Genomic DNA, 14,097 nt, shown 5'->3' on the forward strand with positions numbered 1-14,097 from the left:
AGGTCTTCCCTATTTCAACTACCCCGGAGCGTTACCAACGTCCGTGGTCAATACACCTAGCCTGCCGTCGTTGTGCACCCGCCGTGGCGTTTCGCCGCCGAACCGGCACCGGATGGGGAATAGTAGGTGCGGTAAGGCGTACCACCTGCGTGAGGAAAGCGGTCATGGAACCCATCCGCCCGGAGCACCCCGCTCCGGACCGAGTGCTCATCCACCTGAGCGACACCCATGTTCGAGGCGGGGGCCATCTTCTGGCCGACACGCTGGACAGCATCGGACGACTCCGTTCGCTGGTGGACCGGCTGGAGGCCTCCGGGGTGCGCCCCGACGCCCTCGTGGTCACCGGAGACCTGGCCGATAAGGGGGAACCCGACGCCTACGCCACCCTGCGGTCGATCCTGGAACCGGCTGCCGAACGGTTGGGGACCCGGATCATCTGGGCCGCCGGCAACCATGATGACCGGTCGAACCTGCGTACCGAACTGCTCGGCGAGCCGGCAGGCACCACCCCGTTGGACCACGTCTCCTGGCTGGGCGGGCTCCGCCTGATCACCCTGGATACCACGGTTCCCGGCTCCCACCATGGGCACCTTGAAGATACCCAGTTGCGGTGGCTCGAAGCCGAATTGGCCACCCCGGCCCCCGACGGGACCATCCTGTCCATGCATCACCCGCCGATCGCCAGCGTCCAACCACTGGCGATCCTGGTGGAGCTGCGGGGGCAGGCGCGGCTGGCCGAGGTGCTGGCCGGCAGCGATGTGCGCGCCATTCTGGCCGGGCACCTGCACTACTCGACGTTCGGGACCTTTGCGGGAATCCCTGTTTCGGTGGCCTCGGCGAGCTGTTACACCCAGGACCTGGCGGCGCGAGCCGATCCGGTGCGCGGGATTCATACCACTCGCGGACGCGACGAGGCCCAAGGCTACAACCTGGTGCACGTGCTCCCCGAGACGGTGGTGCATTCGGTGGTCCCGGTGGCCAGCGGTGTCAGTGTCGGGGATGTCGTGGAACCTGAAGAGGTGGCCGCGATTCTGCGTGAACACGGGATCGACCCCGATACCGTGGGCCGGAGCCCCCACTCCATCGGCGCCCCCGCCCCCGGGGACGACGGCGGTGCCCCGGCGGCGCGGGATACTATCGGTCGGTCTGGGCCACCTCCCACGGGGCGGCCAGCGGGAAGTAGGCCTGCAGGAAGTCGGTAACGACTTCCTGGCGTTCCTTGGCCGGGACTTCGGGGAAGGACCCGTCGTTGAGGCAGAAGAAGTCCTGGTTGCGTTTCTTCAACAGTTTGCGCAGCGCGTCCAGACCCGAGTACATGGTGGTGTCCACATACTTCACCTTCGCCTTCTCCTTGGTGACGGCCCGGCCGGTCAGCAACGCGTAGTAGTGGTAGAGCGAATTGGTGACCGAGATGTTGTCCTTGGCGCGGAACCTGCTGGCGGCCGTTGCCGCGAACTCCTCGGAGAAGACCTCTTCGAGCTCCTTGAGCACGCTGCGGCGCAAGGGGGCAGCGGTGTGCTCCAGGTGGCGGGTGGTGATGCGCCCGAACCGGTCGTTGAGCAGCCGCCGGTTCACCCGGGCCGAATTCTCGAAACCCGAACGGTCCAGATGGTTGTCACCCAAGCCGATCCGGGTTCCTGCCTCGATGAACTTGGTGATCCCGCCGGGGGAGAAGAACATATCGGGTCCTAGCGGGCGACCCACGAACATATCGTCGTTGGAGTACAGGAAGTGCTCCGAGAGTCCATCGATATGCTGCAGCTGGGACTCCACGGCCTGCGAGTTGAACGTGGGCAGCACCGAGGGGTCGCGGAAATGATCGGGGGCCCGCACCACCGAGATGCGTGGATGGTCGGCATCCAACCAGGCGGGCACGGGAGAGTCCGTGGCGATATAGATATGCCTGACCCAGGGAGCGAACATGTAGACGCTGCGCAGGGCATACTTCAGCTCATCGATCTGCCGGTAGCGGGCCTCTGAATCGTCTCCCTCGCCGACCACGACCCCGTCCATGAAGGAGGCCCGATAGCGCTGGTGCTCGGGGTCGTTGCCATCGACCCAGGAGAAGACCATATCGATCGGGAAGGAAATATCCGCTGCATGGTCGGCGAACATGTTCTCGATGGTCGGCCACTCACGGCCATACCGGTGCACGGTGCCACGCACCGCCTCGTCGGCCGGTAGCGTGGCCCGGGTCAACGAATTCTCCATGGGCAGATGCAGCAGCCCGGGATCCTTCCACTGCCATAATTCGATCTGCACCCCCGTGGAGGCACCGAAAGCCAGCCCGCCAACAGGTTCGATCCGCGGACGGTAGAGCCGGTACATCCTGGCTTTCGGCTTCTCGGCCAACGCGCCATCGGCCACCAGCAGGGACTTGCCCTTGCGGGTATCAACGGCCAGCGAATAGAACGGTTCGTCCTGGCAGGCAGCCACGAGGGCGGCGCGCATCGCCTTGCGTTCATCCCAGGAGACGGCGATCACCGGGCGGGCATCGTTGCCACGCACCAGCAGGTAGGCCACCGATGCGGCATCGAGGACGTCGCGGATGAACAGCAGATCGGTCACCATCGCCTCATGGGGGGTGATCGTCGAATTCACGAGGGCGTAACGGCCGTCCGAACGCAGGACGTCGGTGCGCTCCATAAACCGGGCGATCGCCGCCGCCGAGGTGACTTCCCTGACCGGGGAGGCTGCGCCGTCGTCCTCCGGGGTCCCGTGGAAGACCTCATCGGGATGCGGGGCCGTCCGGGTGGCCTCGAGCGGGTCGGTGGTGAGATCGCTTTGGTTCATGCGCGGTCCGCCTCGGACCAGCCGAGGTTGGTGGCCATGCGTTGCAAGGTGGCGATGGTCGTTTCGTACTGCTCCGGCGTGACTCCGGCGCTGGAGCGTTCCCGCATGCCCTCGACCAGTTCGGTGAGCCGTTCCAGACTGATGGTGCCGCGGTCGGTCAGGGCGTAGGAATCCCCGTCCTGGGAGACCCACCCGGATTCCAGGAGTTCGGTCAGATGCTCTGCCGGGGAGGCCGGCTCACCTTCGGGGGACACCTCGTCGAAGAACGGGGCCAGGGCCGACATGAGTTCCTCCGAGGTATGGGGTTTGGCCCCCAGGAGGTTCAGGAGCTGCCATTGCCGGCGCGTGACGCCGTGCTCCTCTAGGGATGTGGCGAACTGCTCGGAAATGAGTGAGTCCACCAGCTTGAGCCAGTATCCGATCGGTCGTTGAGCGTTCATGGTTTCACCCTAGCTCGGGACGGAGCGGCTGTCGCGCCATCGGCGCGGACGTGACCCGGGAGGTTGAGCGGGACCTAGAATGAAGTCCATGACCTCGAAGAACCACGCCCGCGCCCGCCTGCTCGAACTCATCACCGAACTTGCCGTGGTCCGCGGCAAGGTCATTCTTTCCTCCGGCAAGGAGGCCGACTACTACATCGACCTACGCCGTATCACCTTGCACCACGAAGCGGCACCGCTGGTCGGTGCCGTCATGCTCGAGCTGCTGGATGAGGCGGGCATCGATTTCACCCATGCCGGTGGCCTCACCATGGGGGCCGACCCCGTGGGCACCGCTGTGATGCACGCCGCCGGGCGGGCCGGCCGCGCAGTGGACGCGTTCGTGGTCCGCAAGGCGCAGAAGTCCTACGGGATGGGCCGCCAGGTGGAGGGTCCCGACGTGTCGGGGCGCAACGTCGTGGTCCTGGAGGACACGTCCACCACCGGCGGCTCGGCGCTCACCGCCGTCGAAGGAGTCCGGGCGGCCGGTGGCCACGTCGTGGCCGTCGCCGTGATCGTGGACCGTGACACCGGGTCGAAGGAACGCATCGAGGCCGAGGCCGGAGTTCCCTACCTCTTCGCCTACGGCAAGGATGAGCTCGGCCTCTAGTCCGGGTGGGCCTCCGGCTCGCCGGTCGGGCTGGCGGGGTCCGTCTCGGGGGTTGGCCCGGTCCCGGCATGTGCGGTGGTGAAGCCCTCGGGGTTCGCCGCGCGGATGATGGTCTGCTGGACCAGCGGGATCCGCACGCCGGCAGCATCGAGGTCGGCCTTGAGTTGCGACCGCATCGCCCGGGCCACCGCCCACTGCTGTAGTGGCCGGGTGCGGAAGACCAGCCGAATGGTGATGGACTCCCCACTGAGATCCTGGACGCCCCAGATCTCTGGATCGTCCAGGATCTCGTGGGACCACTTCGGATCGGCCTGGAGTTTTTGTGCCGAGGCGAGGATCAGGTCGTTGACCTCGGGCATCTTCGAGTCGTAGGGAACCGGGACATCCAGCACCGCACGGGCCCAGCCCTGGGAGAAGTTACCCACCCGCAGGATCTCGCCATTGCGGACGTGCCACAGACTGCCGTCGACGTCACGAACCTGGGTGACGCGCAAGCCCACTGCCTCCACCTCGCCGGAGGCCTCGCCGAGGTCCACATAGTCGCCGATGCCGAACTGGTCCTCGGCGACCAGGAAGATCCCCGAGAGGTAGTCCTTGACCAGGGCCTGGGCGCCGAAGCCCAAGGCAACACCGACGACGCCGGCACTGGCGAGCACCGGGGCCATGTTGATGCCCAGCTGGGAGAGCACGGTCAGCAGGACCACCGCGGTGATGACGATCGTGGTGACCGAGCGCAGGACCGAGCCAACGGTCTGGGCCCGCTGGGTGCGCCGGGCCACGGCGATCGGAGATTCCTGCACGAGCCAGCGCCGCCCGCTCTTCTCTGTCTTGCGTTGCTCCTTGGACAGGGCCGCGGCCTCACCGGCGGCAATATGCTCGGTGGTCCGGCGGATGAGACGGCGGATGACGAAGTTCAACGACACGCCGATGACGATGACGATCGCGATCTTCAGCGGGCGGTCCAACCAGAAGGACCAGTCCAAAAAGGGGGAAGCATCGGCGGGGGGAGCAAGGGAAAGCGACAGGGGCATATGTCGAAACTAGGGGCTTGCCTCGGGGTGGGGCAAGCCGGGGACGGCCAGAGTGAGCAGATCAACAGCGCTGGTCGACCAGCCGGTGCCCTAGAGCCGGGGGAGGAGCTCGGCGACGGAGGGGAAAACGGTGTCCGGGCGGAACGGGAAGCGTTCGATGTCCTCGGGCTGGGTGATCCCCGAATGGACCAGCACCGTATACAGTCCGGCCTCCATGCCGGCGACGATATCGGTGTCCATCCGGTCCCCGATCATCGCGGTGGTCTCCGAGTGGGCCTGGATCCGATTCAGCGCCGAACGGAACATCATCGGGTTCGGTTTGCCGACCACGTAGGGCTGCCGCTCAGTGGCCTGGCTGATCAAGGCAGCCACGGCCCCGGTGGCCGGCATGACGCCTTCGGGCGAGGGGCCGGTGGCATCGGGGTTGGTCGTAATGAAACGGGCACCCTGGGAAATCAACCGGATCGCCCGCGTAATGGCCTCGAAGGAGTAGGTGCGGGTTTCCCCCAACACCACGAAATCGGGATTGCGGTCCGTGAGGATGAAGCCGGCGTCGTGCAATGCCGTGGTCAGTCCCGCCTCGCCGATGACGAAGGCCTTGCCACCCGGTGATTGGCGGCGCAGGAACTCTGCGGTGGCCATGGCCGAGGTCCAGATGTTTTCCTCGGGGATCACCAGGCCGGCGGCCTCCAGCCGGGCGCAGAGGTCGCGCGGGGTGTAGATCGAGTTATTGGTCAGCACGAGGAAGCGTTTGGAGGTGGAGACCCAGCGTTCGATCAACTCGGCGGCGCCGGGAATGGCCTTGTTCTCGTGGACCAGGACACCGTCCATATCGGTCAGCCAGCATTCAATATCGGCGGGGGTGCGGTCGTCGGTACTCATTCTCAGCCTCTTTTGCCTCGTGGTGGTTCCACGGTTCACGCTATCCCGTCAGGGGAAGGGGCGCCGTACCGGGGCTCACAGCCACCTGTTGTGCTTGAACACCACGTAGAGACCGACGCTCAGCCCCACCATCAGCGCCAGGGCCGCCGGATATCCCCAGACAAAGGCAAGTTCGGGCATATGGGTGAAGTTCATCCCGTAAATGCTGCCGATCAGACTGGGAGCGAAAAGGATGGCGGCCCAGGAGGAGATCTTCTTCATTTGTTCGTTCTGGGCGACCCCCGCCTGGGCGGCCTGCTGGGAGACGAGGGTCGCCGACAAGGACAGGGCGTTGGTCAGCAGGGCCCTGAAGGAGGCGATGCGTTCTGAAACACGGATGGCGTGATCCTGGACGTCGGCGAACCGGTGGTCAAGTTCGAGCAGCTGCTCGTCCCGGGCGACGGCCGGTGCCGGTCGGCCGCCGGGCCCCACCGGCTGCCCGCCGGCCAGGTCCCGGCGCAGGATGGACAGGATCCGTTCCAACGGTACGGTGGCCCGCTGCAGTTCGATGACTTCGCCGGAGAGCTCGTAGATCCGCCGGGACACGTCGGGGGTGCCGGAGAAGAGCTGGTCGTCGATTTCGTCGATGTCGTTGGAGAGTCCGTCGACGACCGGCTCATATTCGTCGACGACCTGGTCGAGCACCGCATAGAGCACGGCTCGCGGGCCCATGGACAGCAGTTCGGGTTCCTCTTCCATCCGGTGGCGGACCCGGGCCAGGTCGGGGGATTCAGCGTGGCGGACCGTGACGACGAAGTCCTCCCCGATGTAGACGTGCAGCTCCCCGAATTCGACCTTCTCGGTGGCGTCCAGATAGCGAGCAGGCCGCAGCACCAGCAGGGAATGGTCCCCATAATGGTCCAGCTTGGCCCGCTGGTGGCCCTTCAGGGTGTCCTCGAGGGCCAGCGGATGCAGTTCGAGCTCCTCGGCCACGGCCCGCAGTTCTTCTTCGGTGGGCCGGTAGAGTCCGAGCCAGGCCATCCCCTCGTGCTCGCGCAGTCGCTGCATCGTGTGCCCCAACTGCGATGGATCGTGCACCCGACGTCCGTTGACGTAGATCCCGTTATCGATAATGGCCATGACCACCTCCAGCGCATATTCTGCCATCTGCGCGGACGGCCGACGTGCCCTGCGCGGCGCGGCGGACGCACTACGCTGGGACGGTGGATCAATCATCGCCAGAACCTGCCGCCCCACCACGCCCGGACGCGGTTCCGGCCACCGAAGCCGACGCCGCGGAACGACCCGAAGTCGGCGTGGGCCCCTGGGAAGGGCAATGGCCCGACGGGGAGCATTGGGATCCGGAACTGCTGCGTGAGGGGGACCGCCGCAATGTCGGGGACCGGTACCGGTACTGGTTGCATGAGGCGATCGTCGCGGATCTGGATACCCGGCGCCATGATTTCCATATTGCCATCGAGAACTGGCAGCACGATATGAACATCGGCACCGTCGTACGCACCGCCAACGCCTTCCTGGCCAAGGAAGTGCACATCATTGGACGACGCCGGTGGAACCGTCGTGGGGCCATGGTCACCGACCGCTACCAGCATGTGCGCCACCATCCAACGGTGGAGGAATTCGTGCAGTGGGCTCAGGGAGAGGGCCTAGCCATCATTGGTATCGACATCTTCCCGGATTCGGAGCAGTTGGAGACCTATGATCTGCCCCGCAATTGTGTGCTGGTGTTCGGGCAGGAAGGCCCGGGGCTCAGCGACGAGGTTCACGCGGTGGCGGATACCACGCTGAGCATCGAACAGTTTGGTTCCACCCGCTCCATCAATGCCGCCTCCGCAGCTGGGATCGCCATGCACGCCTGGATTCGACGCCACGTCTTCGGCCAGTCGCCCGGCTAGAAAAGGACGTCTTTCTTGTGCCCCGGACCATCGGGCAGGGATCTTACGCGTTCGCCAACCGGGCGTGCCTGCGTTCCAAGGCGACGGCGTCACGGCCGAAGGACAAGAGCAGCAGGGACAGGCCGAGCGCCACGACCACCGTGGCGACGGGAACAGGGACGACGGGGACCAATACAGTCACCAGGACAACCGCCTGGATGGCGGCCACGACCCTGCGGAATTGGCTGAATTCCAGTGGAGCCCGCAGTGCCGGACGCCACCAGGACCAGGCCACGAACAGATAGCGCATCAATCCGATCGCCAGCACCCACGGTCCCAAGGTGAAGGCCAGCGGCACCGAAAGCACCAACAGCAGGGCGGCGTCGGTTTCCATGTCCAACTGTGATCCCTGGGCGGAGGCGGTGCCGGTGCGCCGGGCCACCCATCCGTCGACGGCGTCCAGCAACACCGCGGGGATGGCCAGCAAGACCAGCCACCACGACCTGTGCGGCACGGCACCGAGGATAGCCAACACGACGAGGGTGGTGCAGCCACCACCCAAGACGGCGCGACTCAACGTCACCCGGTCCGCTGGGGTGGAGAAACGGGGTTCGCGTCGTACGATGCTCAGCGCTGCAACTAAGACCAGGGTCAAGCCACTGGCCACCGCTGCGACGCTGCCCCAGGACGAGCTGCTTCCGAACTGCACCAGCAGGATCCCGACCCCCAGGTAGCCGACGACGGCGCAGACCGCGTCGGTCAGTGCTCGCTGACGCATCCGGCTCGTCGAGCGGTGCATCGGGCTCCTCTTGAAACGTCTGATATCTGTCTGCGAGTCTACTGGCAGCATGCGGAGCCTCGGCGGTCAAAGAGGAGGCAGGCATAATCGAAGCATGGATTCACAGCAGTCGATGAACAGCACCGCATACTGGACGACGGCGCCCGAAACCGGCGAACTCCGTCGCGGGTCCTTCACGGCCCCGGGGGACGACGAGGCGCTGGTCAGGAGTCTGTACTCCGGGGTGAGTCGCGGCACCGAGATGCTGGTGTACCGCGGGCAGGTTCCCCCGAAGGTCGCCGAACGGATGCGGGCCCCCTATCAGGAAGGGGAGTTCCCCTTTCCGGTGAAGTACGGGTACCTTTCCGTCGGCGTCGTTGAACGGGGTCCACGGGATCTGCTCGGACGCCGGGTGTTCTGCCTGTACCCCCATCAGGACCGCTACGTGGTCCCGGTTGACGCGTTGACCGTGCTCCCCGAGAGTGTTCCCAGCCGACGTGCCATCCTGGCCGGACCGGTAGAAACGGCACTCAATGCCTTATGGGACGCGCCGCCCTGCCTGGGTGACCGCATTGCGGTCATCGGGGGCGGGATGATCGGTGCCTCGCTGGTTGCGCTGCTGCGTCGGTTCCCGCTGGCCCGCCTGCAACTCATCGACCCCGATCCGGCTAAGCGGGACATGGCGCGCGCCCTGGGCGTCGAGGCCGTCGAACCCGAGGCCGCCGAGGATGGAAGCGATATCGTCTACCACGCCTCCACCACCGAGACAGGCCTGGCGCAGGGGTTGGCGCTCCTCGGTGATGAAGGGGAACTGGTTGAACTTTCGTGGTTCGGATCCCACATCCCGGTGGTTCCCTTGGGCGCCGATTTCCATGCCCGCCGGCTGCGTATCACCGCCAGCCAGGTGTCCACGATCGGCAGCGCCCGCCGCCACCGGCGCAGCCATGCGGACCGGATGAAACTGGTCATGCAATCTTTGGCGGACCCGGTCTTCGACGCCCTGATCAGTGGAGAATCGGATTTCGTCGACCTGCCTCAAGTCATCGCCGATCTCGCCAGCGGGGCCCTGCCCTCGCTGTGTCGAGCTATCAGGTATCCCGGGGTCGGACAGTTAGGCTCGCTGCATGTATAGCTTGACCGTACGCGACCACATCATGATCGCTCATAGCCTCCCCGACCCCTTCTTCGGCCCCGCCCAGGCCTTGCACGGAGCGACCCTGGTCGTGGAGGTCACATGGCGTCGTGCCGAGCTCGGCCCGCATGGTGTGGTGATGGACATCGGTGCGGCGACCTCGATGCTTTCCGACGTACTGCAGAGCCTGCGGTACGCCAACCTGGATGAGCATCCCGCTTTCGCCGGACGGTTGAGCACCACCGAGACCATCGCCGGGCATATCAGCGAAGAGCTCTGTCGAAATTTCGATACCAACGAATTCGCGGGCCTGGGCGTGCTGCTGCGTGAGCATCCCGACGCCTGGGCCTGTCATGACATCGACTTCGACTGAGGGAGCCGGGACCACGTTCCTCATCCCGGCGGCACTGGCGGGTCCCAGCGGGGGAAGCCGTTACAACGAGTGCCTGGTCAATGCGTTGGAGGCCATCGGCCACCCGGTGTGCATTCTTGGGGTGCCCGGTTCCTGGCCGCGGCCAGGGGATGCTGACCTTCTTGCGTTGGGCACCGCGCTGGCTGGAAGATCCCAGGTGGTCATCGACGGGCTCATGGCCTCGGCCGCCCCCGAAGAAATCCGGGCCGCCGTGGCGGCGGGAACCCGGGTACATATCCTGTTCCACCTCTCGCTGCTGGCCGAAGGTGGACTCGCACCTGCGGAGGCCGAGCGCGTCAGGGCCGGGGAACATGGGGCACTGCGGGCCGCGCATACGGTGATCTGCACTAGCAACTGGGCCGCGGACGACGTGGTGGACCGTTATGGGCCCCTGCCCACTGTCGTGGTGCTTCCCGGCACCACCCCCGCCCCGCTGGCCGGTGGAAGCAGTCCGCCGCACCTGCTGATGTTGGCATCGCTGACCCCGCGCAAGAACCAACTGGCCGTCCTGCGGGCCCTGGCTTCGCTCACCGACCTTCCCTGGCGGACCCGGCTGGTTGGTCCCGACACGATGGCGCCCGACTATGCCCGACGGGTGCGGGATTTCGCTGCGACCACCTTCGCTCCGGAGCGCGTGCAGGTCACCGGAGCCCTGACCGGCAGCGAACTCGAGGAGATCTGGGCGGGGACAGACCTGCTGCTACTCGTCTCAAGGGCTGAAACCTTCGGCATGGTCGTCACCGAGGCCCTCGCCCACGGTATTCCCGCTGTCGTTGGTGCCGGCACCGGAGCCGAAGAAGCGCTTGCCCTCGCGGGAGCGGCGCTGCCAGGGGCCGCCGTGGAACCTGACGACCCGGTAGCCCTTGAAGCGGTCCTGCGCCACTGGCTCACCACTGCCTCGCGACGTGCCAGCTGGCAACACGCGGCGGTCAATGCCCGCGATAGACTCCCGACATGGAACCAGTCGGCGAACCACATGCTTCGGATCCTCGCACCGTGAAACGGCTCGAACGCCCCATCGCCAGCGACTGGCTCGCCCTGCGACGCCCTGCCGACGAACGCGCCCGCGAAGCCTCCCGGCCGCTCCTGCACGCGCTCGCCGATCACTTTTTTGTTTCCGAGGAGGTTCCCGTGGTCGAGGTGATCGACATCGGGGCCGGAACCGGGGCCAACCAGGCCTGGCTCGCCCCGCGCCTGGACTTCCACCAGAGGTGGACCCTGCTCGATCACGATCCGGAACTGCTGGAACTCGTGCCGGATCACCAGCAGGACGGTCCCGTGCAGCAGGTCACCCGCGTGGTGGCCGGAATCGAGGACCTCGGTGCGTTGGACCAGGCAACGGGGCAACACTGCCTGGTCACCTGCTCGGCGCTCCTCGATCTGCTCAGCACCGCCCAGCTTGACGGACTCAGCGATTTCCTGGTGGAGCGAGGCATCCCGGCACTACTCAGCCTCAGTGTGACCGGAGACGTGGAACCGGACCCGGCCCACCCGTTCGACGCCGAAATCAACGCGGCCTTCAACGACCACCAAAGCAGGGATCCGCTGGCGGGGCCGGCAGCCGTCGGGTACACCGCCGAACGTCTCCGGAACGCAGGTATGCGCGTTCAGCTCATGGACACACCGTGGAGGCTGGAGGCAGCCGATGGTCCGCTGATGCGCAGATACCTGCAGGATCGTGCGCAAGCGGTGGCCGAACAGAATCCCGCTCTGGCTGCCGCCGCGGACGCCTGGTTGGCTGATCGGCTGGCCCGTGAGAGCGAAGGCCGGCTCCACCTAGGCATCGGTCACCAGGACCTGTTGTGCCTGCCACCGCGCTGAGCGGCCGGCGCGGAAGAAGCCGACGGTCCCTGATCGTGACCGCGTTGCAGCTGGTCGTGGCCGCGGGTGCCTTGGTGTGGATTCTCGCGATTTGGGGGCTGAGCCCCTTTGCTGCTGCGGCCGGTGTCCTGACGTGGTGGTCGATCGCGGGTGCGCTGATTCTGGGTTTCGTCGGCGTGTTGGTGCAGGCCCAACGCTGGCGGCTGGTCGCCCGCGGCCAGGGAATCGAGCTGGGGCTGGGTGCGGCCCTCGAACGGTGCTGGCAGGCGGCCTTCATCAACGCGTTGCTGCCCGGCGGGCTGGCCGGCGACGCAGTTCGGGCCGTGGAACAACGGTCGGAGGGTGGGCCGTGGGGTGGTGACCTGCTCAAGCGCAGCGTGGGCGCCGTGTCGGCTGAGCGGCTGGCCGGAACCTCGGTCGTCTTCCTGGCCGCGGGGCTCGCGTTGTTGGATTTACGGCCCGGGGCAGGGGTGCTGGCACTGGTGGTGGCCGTTGCCGCGGCAGCTGCTTCGTGGCCGTGGCTGCGGCGGCTCACGGTCCGGGACATCGGGTGCGTGTCCGCGCTCTCGGTGGCCGGATGGGCTGCCTTTGCGACCATCTTCCTGCTAGCTTGCCTCGCGGTGGCCCCGGAGCTGCCGGCCGCGGAGATCCCCCTCCTGGCAGCCATCACGCTGGCTGGCATGTCCATTCCGCTCAATCTGGCCGGATGGGGTCCGCGAGAGGGTGCCGCGGCGCTCGGGTTTGTCCTGCTGGGCCATGCGGCCGCTGGGGGTGTGAGTGTTTCGATCGGCTACGGACTGCTGGCCTTGGTCTCAGTGCTGCCCGGTAGTGTCATCCTGTTGCTCCGCACGCTGCGTCGGCTCCGTCGCCGCGCGCATGCTGGAGAAATCGAACTCGGTACACACATCGTCACCGAGCACGAACCGGCGGATCGGGGCGGATAATGCTCCGGAGAGGGCATCGGTGCCGTCGAAGCGGATTCCGGGGACGCCGTCGCCCACCAATAGCGGTGCGCTGGTCAGGTAGAGCCGATCCAACGAACCTGCACGCAGAAAACGTGACACCGTGAGCCCACCACCTTCAATAAGGACCCGGTCAAAACCTTGCCCGGAGAGGAACCGGAGGATGCTCGCGGGTTCGAAATCCGCTTCCTCCGTGAAGCGGTGCACGCTCACATGAGGTTCCACCTCCTCGGGCACGACGGCGTCGGGGCCCACCAGCCAGAAGGTCCTGCTGCGGGGGTCGGTCAAGACCGTGGTGGTGTGTGGGATGCGTGCATGCGGATCCACGACCACCCGCACAGGGTTCTGGCCGCTGACGGCGCGGACGGTCAGTTGGCAGTCATCGGCCTGCACGGTCCCGGCGCCGACGACTACCGCGTCCACCAAGGCCCGCAGCCGGTGCAGATGTTTCCGGTCCTCTTCCCCGGTGACGAAGCACGCATCCCCGGTACGTGAGGCAATGAATCCGTCCAAGCTCTGTCCCAATTGGGCGATCACCAACGCAGGATTGCCATCGACCAGCGGGCCATAGCGCAGGACCAGGTCCTCCTCATCCGGCGAGAGTGCCCCCTCGGGGAGCCGCCCATCGACCAACAGGTCCCAGGCATCACGGTCGGGAGGACTGTCGTGGTTCATACGTGCCCTTTTGGTGGCCAAATAGGCGGAATTCTCGGCGCGGTCAGCCACGTTCAGACGCATCCGGGACTCCACCTCGATGTCTAGCCCCTCCAGGGCCATCTGTTTGGCAGGGTTCGAGGAGAGTAAGCGGATCCGGGTCGATCCTAACTCGTGCAGGATCTGGGCGCTTTGGACATAGTCACGAGCATCGACCGGCACCCCCAATCGAGTGTTCGCATCCACGGTGTCGACACCGGAGTCCTGCAGAGCGTAGGCGCGCAGCTTGTCCATGAGCCCGATACCCCGCCCCTCGTGCCCGCGCACGTAGATCAAAACGCCACGACCGGCGTGGGCGATCGCCTGCAGGGCGGCGTCGAGTTGTTCCCCGCAGTCGCAGCGGTAGGACCCTAACGCGTCGCCGGTCAGGCACTCCGAATGAAGCCGCACCAGAGGGGCCGGACCCCCGGTGGCCGACACATCGCCCCGGGTGAGCGCCACATGGTCGATACCCGTGGCATCCCGATAGCCCAGTAGTTGGAAATCCCCGTGACGGGTGGGCAGATGGGTACTGACCAGCCGCGTGACCCCCGGAGTGCCGTCAGAAGTAAGAAAATCGAGAGACATGGGTTCAGCATAGGCGTATCCCTCTATTTTGTGACACCCCTG

At 66.1% G+C, this 14,097-nt stretch carries 14 protein-coding genes and 1 pseudogene; 8 read left to right on the top strand and 7 right to left on the bottom strand.

What is annotated here, in order from left to right:
* The first annotated feature begins 164 nt into the window (after positions 1-164).
* Positions 165-1,202 (top strand): phosphodiesterase, encoded by a 1,038-nt coding sequence (locus tag FM101_RS12325; RefSeq protein ID WP_087000089.1) that lies wholly within the window; start codon positions 165-167, stop codon positions 1,200-1,202.
* On the opposite strand, the gene FM101_RS12330 is transcribed toward FM101_RS12325, so the two are convergent.
* The gene (locus FM101_RS12330) at positions 1,135-2,793 is read right to left on the bottom strand and encodes a stealth family protein (RefSeq protein WP_087000091.1); all 1,659 of its coding nucleotides are present in this window, start codon (positions 2,791-2,793) and stop codon (positions 1,135-1,137) included. The genes FM101_RS12325 and FM101_RS12330 overlap by 68 nt on opposite strands.
* A complete protein-coding gene (locus FM101_RS12335; protein WP_087000093.1) occupies positions 2,790-3,233 on the bottom strand; it encodes a MarR family winged helix-turn-helix transcriptional regulator in 444 nt (147 codons plus the stop codon). The genes FM101_RS12330 and FM101_RS12335 overlap by 4 nt, the downstream gene beginning before the upstream one ends.
* Before the next feature lie 88 nt (positions 3,234-3,321).
* Here FM101_RS12335 and pyrE point away from each other — a divergent pair, with 88 nt between their 5' ends.
* The gene (gene pyrE / locus FM101_RS12340) at positions 3,322-3,882 is read left to right on the top strand and encodes an orotate phosphoribosyltransferase (RefSeq protein ID WP_245806693.1); all 561 of its coding nucleotides are present in this window, start codon (positions 3,322-3,324) and stop codon (positions 3,880-3,882) included.
* On the opposite strand, the gene FM101_RS12345 is transcribed toward pyrE, so the two are convergent.
* The 3 genes from FM101_RS12345 to FM101_RS12355 all read right to left on the bottom strand — a co-directional run bounded on the left by FM101_RS12345 (position 3,879) and on the right by FM101_RS12355 (position 6,914).
* Complete coding sequence (locus FM101_RS12345; RefSeq protein ID WP_087000097.1) at positions 3,879-4,913, bottom strand: mechanosensitive ion channel family protein; 1,035 nt, start codon at positions 4,911-4,913, stop codon at positions 3,879-3,881. The genes pyrE and FM101_RS12345 overlap by 4 nt on opposite strands.
* Before the next feature lie 90 nt (positions 4,914-5,003).
* Positions 5,004-5,795, bottom strand: a complete 792-nt coding sequence (locus FM101_RS12350) for an HAD-IIA family hydrolase (protein ID WP_087000099.1) — start codon at positions 5,793-5,795, stop codon at positions 5,004-5,006.
* 75 nt (positions 5,796-5,870) lie between these two features.
* On the bottom strand, positions 5,871-6,914 hold the full coding sequence (locus FM101_RS12355; RefSeq protein WP_087000101.1) for a magnesium and cobalt transport protein CorA: 1,044 nt from the start codon (positions 6,912-6,914) through the stop codon (positions 5,871-5,873).
* A gap of 83 nt (positions 6,915-6,997) precedes the next feature.
* On the opposite strand from FM101_RS12355, the gene FM101_RS12360 reads away from it, so the two are divergent.
* Positions 6,998-7,690 carry a TrmH family RNA methyltransferase gene (locus FM101_RS12360; RefSeq protein WP_087000103.1) on the top strand — a complete coding sequence of 231 codons (693 nt, stop codon included), beginning with the start codon at positions 6,998-7,000 and terminating at the stop codon, positions 7,688-7,690.
* A gap of 43 nt (positions 7,691-7,733) precedes the next feature.
* Here FM101_RS12360 and FM101_RS12365 read toward each other — a convergent pair whose 3' ends face one another.
* A complete protein-coding gene (locus FM101_RS12365) occupies positions 7,734-8,468 on the bottom strand; it encodes a CDP-alcohol phosphatidyltransferase family protein (protein ID WP_087000105.1) in 735 nt (244 codons plus the stop codon).
* Between the two features lie 94 nt (positions 8,469-8,562).
* Between FM101_RS12365 and FM101_RS12370 the strand changes: the two genes are divergently transcribed.
* The 5 genes and pseudogenes from FM101_RS12370 to FM101_RS16150 all read left to right on the top strand — a co-directional run.
* Positions 8,563-9,579 carry a zinc-dependent alcohol dehydrogenase gene (locus FM101_RS12370; protein ID WP_087000107.1) on the top strand — a complete coding sequence of 339 codons (1,017 nt, stop codon included), beginning with the start codon at positions 8,563-8,565 and terminating at the stop codon, positions 9,577-9,579.
* Entirely contained in the window at positions 9,572-9,952 is a 381-nt protein-coding gene (locus FM101_RS12375; protein ID WP_087000109.1) for a 6-pyruvoyl trahydropterin synthase family protein, read from the top strand. The genes FM101_RS12370 and FM101_RS12375 overlap by 8 nt, the downstream gene beginning before the upstream one ends.
* Complete coding sequence (locus FM101_RS12380) at positions 9,933-10,991, top strand: glycosyltransferase family 4 protein (RefSeq protein WP_087000111.1); 1,059 nt, start codon at positions 9,933-9,935, stop codon at positions 10,989-10,991. Before FM101_RS12375 ends, FM101_RS12380 begins: the two co-directional genes overlap by 20 nt.
* On the top strand, positions 10,946-11,812 hold the full coding sequence (locus FM101_RS12385) for a class I SAM-dependent methyltransferase (protein WP_143269287.1): 867 nt from the start codon (positions 10,946-10,948) through the stop codon (positions 11,810-11,812). Before FM101_RS12380 ends, FM101_RS12385 begins: the two co-directional genes overlap by 46 nt.
* A 56-nt stretch (positions 11,813-11,868) precedes the next feature.
* A pseudogene (locus FM101_RS16150) lies at positions 11,869-12,324 on the top strand (lysylphosphatidylglycerol synthase domain-containing protein); the annotation flags it as partial.
* A 300-nt stretch (positions 12,325-12,624) separates the two neighbouring features.
* On the opposite strand, the gene ribA reads toward FM101_RS16150, so the two are convergent.
* Positions 12,625-14,055: a GTP cyclohydrolase II gene (gene ribA, locus FM101_RS16000; RefSeq protein ID WP_087000117.1), complete on the bottom strand. Its 1,431-nt coding sequence runs from the start codon at positions 14,053-14,055 to the stop codon at positions 12,625-12,627.
* Positions 14,056-14,097: the final 42 nt, after the last annotated feature.

It is taken from the genome of Arthrobacter rhombi (genome assembly GCF_900163545.1).
In the GTDB taxonomy this organism is placed as follows: domain Bacteria; phylum Actinomycetota; class Actinomycetes; order Actinomycetales; family Micrococcaceae; genus Arthrobacter_H; species Arthrobacter_H rhombi_A.

Excerpts from the sequence above, each read along its gene's own strand:
- FM101_RS12325 (WP_087000089.1), top strand. The coding sequence starts at position 165 with ATGGAACCCATCCGCCCGGAGCACCCCGCTCCGGACCGAGTGCTCATC.
- FM101_RS12330 (WP_087000091.1), bottom strand. The coding sequence starts at position 2,793 with ATGAACCAAAGCGATCTCACCACCGACCCGCTCGAGGCCACCCGGACG.
- FM101_RS12335 (WP_087000093.1), bottom strand. The coding sequence starts at position 3,233 with ATGAACGCTCAACGACCGATCGGATACTGGCTCAAGCTGGTGGACTCA.
- pyrE (WP_245806693.1), top strand. The coding sequence starts at position 3,322 with ATGACCTCGAAGAACCACGCCCGCGCCCGCCTGCTCGAACTCATCACC.
- FM101_RS12345 (WP_087000097.1), bottom strand. The coding sequence starts at position 4,913 with ATGCCCCTGTCGCTTTCCCTTGCTCCCCCCGCCGATGCTTCCCCCTTT.
- FM101_RS12350 (WP_087000099.1), bottom strand. The coding sequence starts at position 5,795 with ATGAGTACCGACGACCGCACCCCCGCCGATATTGAATGCTGGCTGACC.
- FM101_RS12355 (WP_087000101.1), bottom strand. The coding sequence starts at position 6,914 with ATGGCCATTATCGATAACGGGATCTACGTCAACGGACGTCGGGTGCAC.
- FM101_RS12365 (WP_087000105.1), bottom strand. The coding sequence starts at position 8,468 with ATGCACCGCTCGACGAGCCGGATGCGTCAGCGAGCACTGACCGACGCG.
- FM101_RS12370 (WP_087000107.1), top strand. The coding sequence starts at position 8,563 with ATGGATTCACAGCAGTCGATGAACAGCACCGCATACTGGACGACGGCG.
- FM101_RS12375 (WP_087000109.1), top strand. The coding sequence starts at position 9,572 with ATGTATAGCTTGACCGTACGCGACCACATCATGATCGCTCATAGCCTC.
- FM101_RS12380 (WP_087000111.1), top strand. The coding sequence starts at position 9,933 with ATGACATCGACTTCGACTGAGGGAGCCGGGACCACGTTCCTCATCCCG.
- FM101_RS12385 (WP_143269287.1), top strand. The coding sequence starts at position 10,946 with ATGGAACCAGTCGGCGAACCACATGCTTCGGATCCTCGCACCGTGAAA.
- ribA (WP_087000117.1), bottom strand. The coding sequence starts at position 14,055 with ATGTCTCTCGATTTTCTTACTTCTGACGGCACTCCGGGGGTCACGCGG.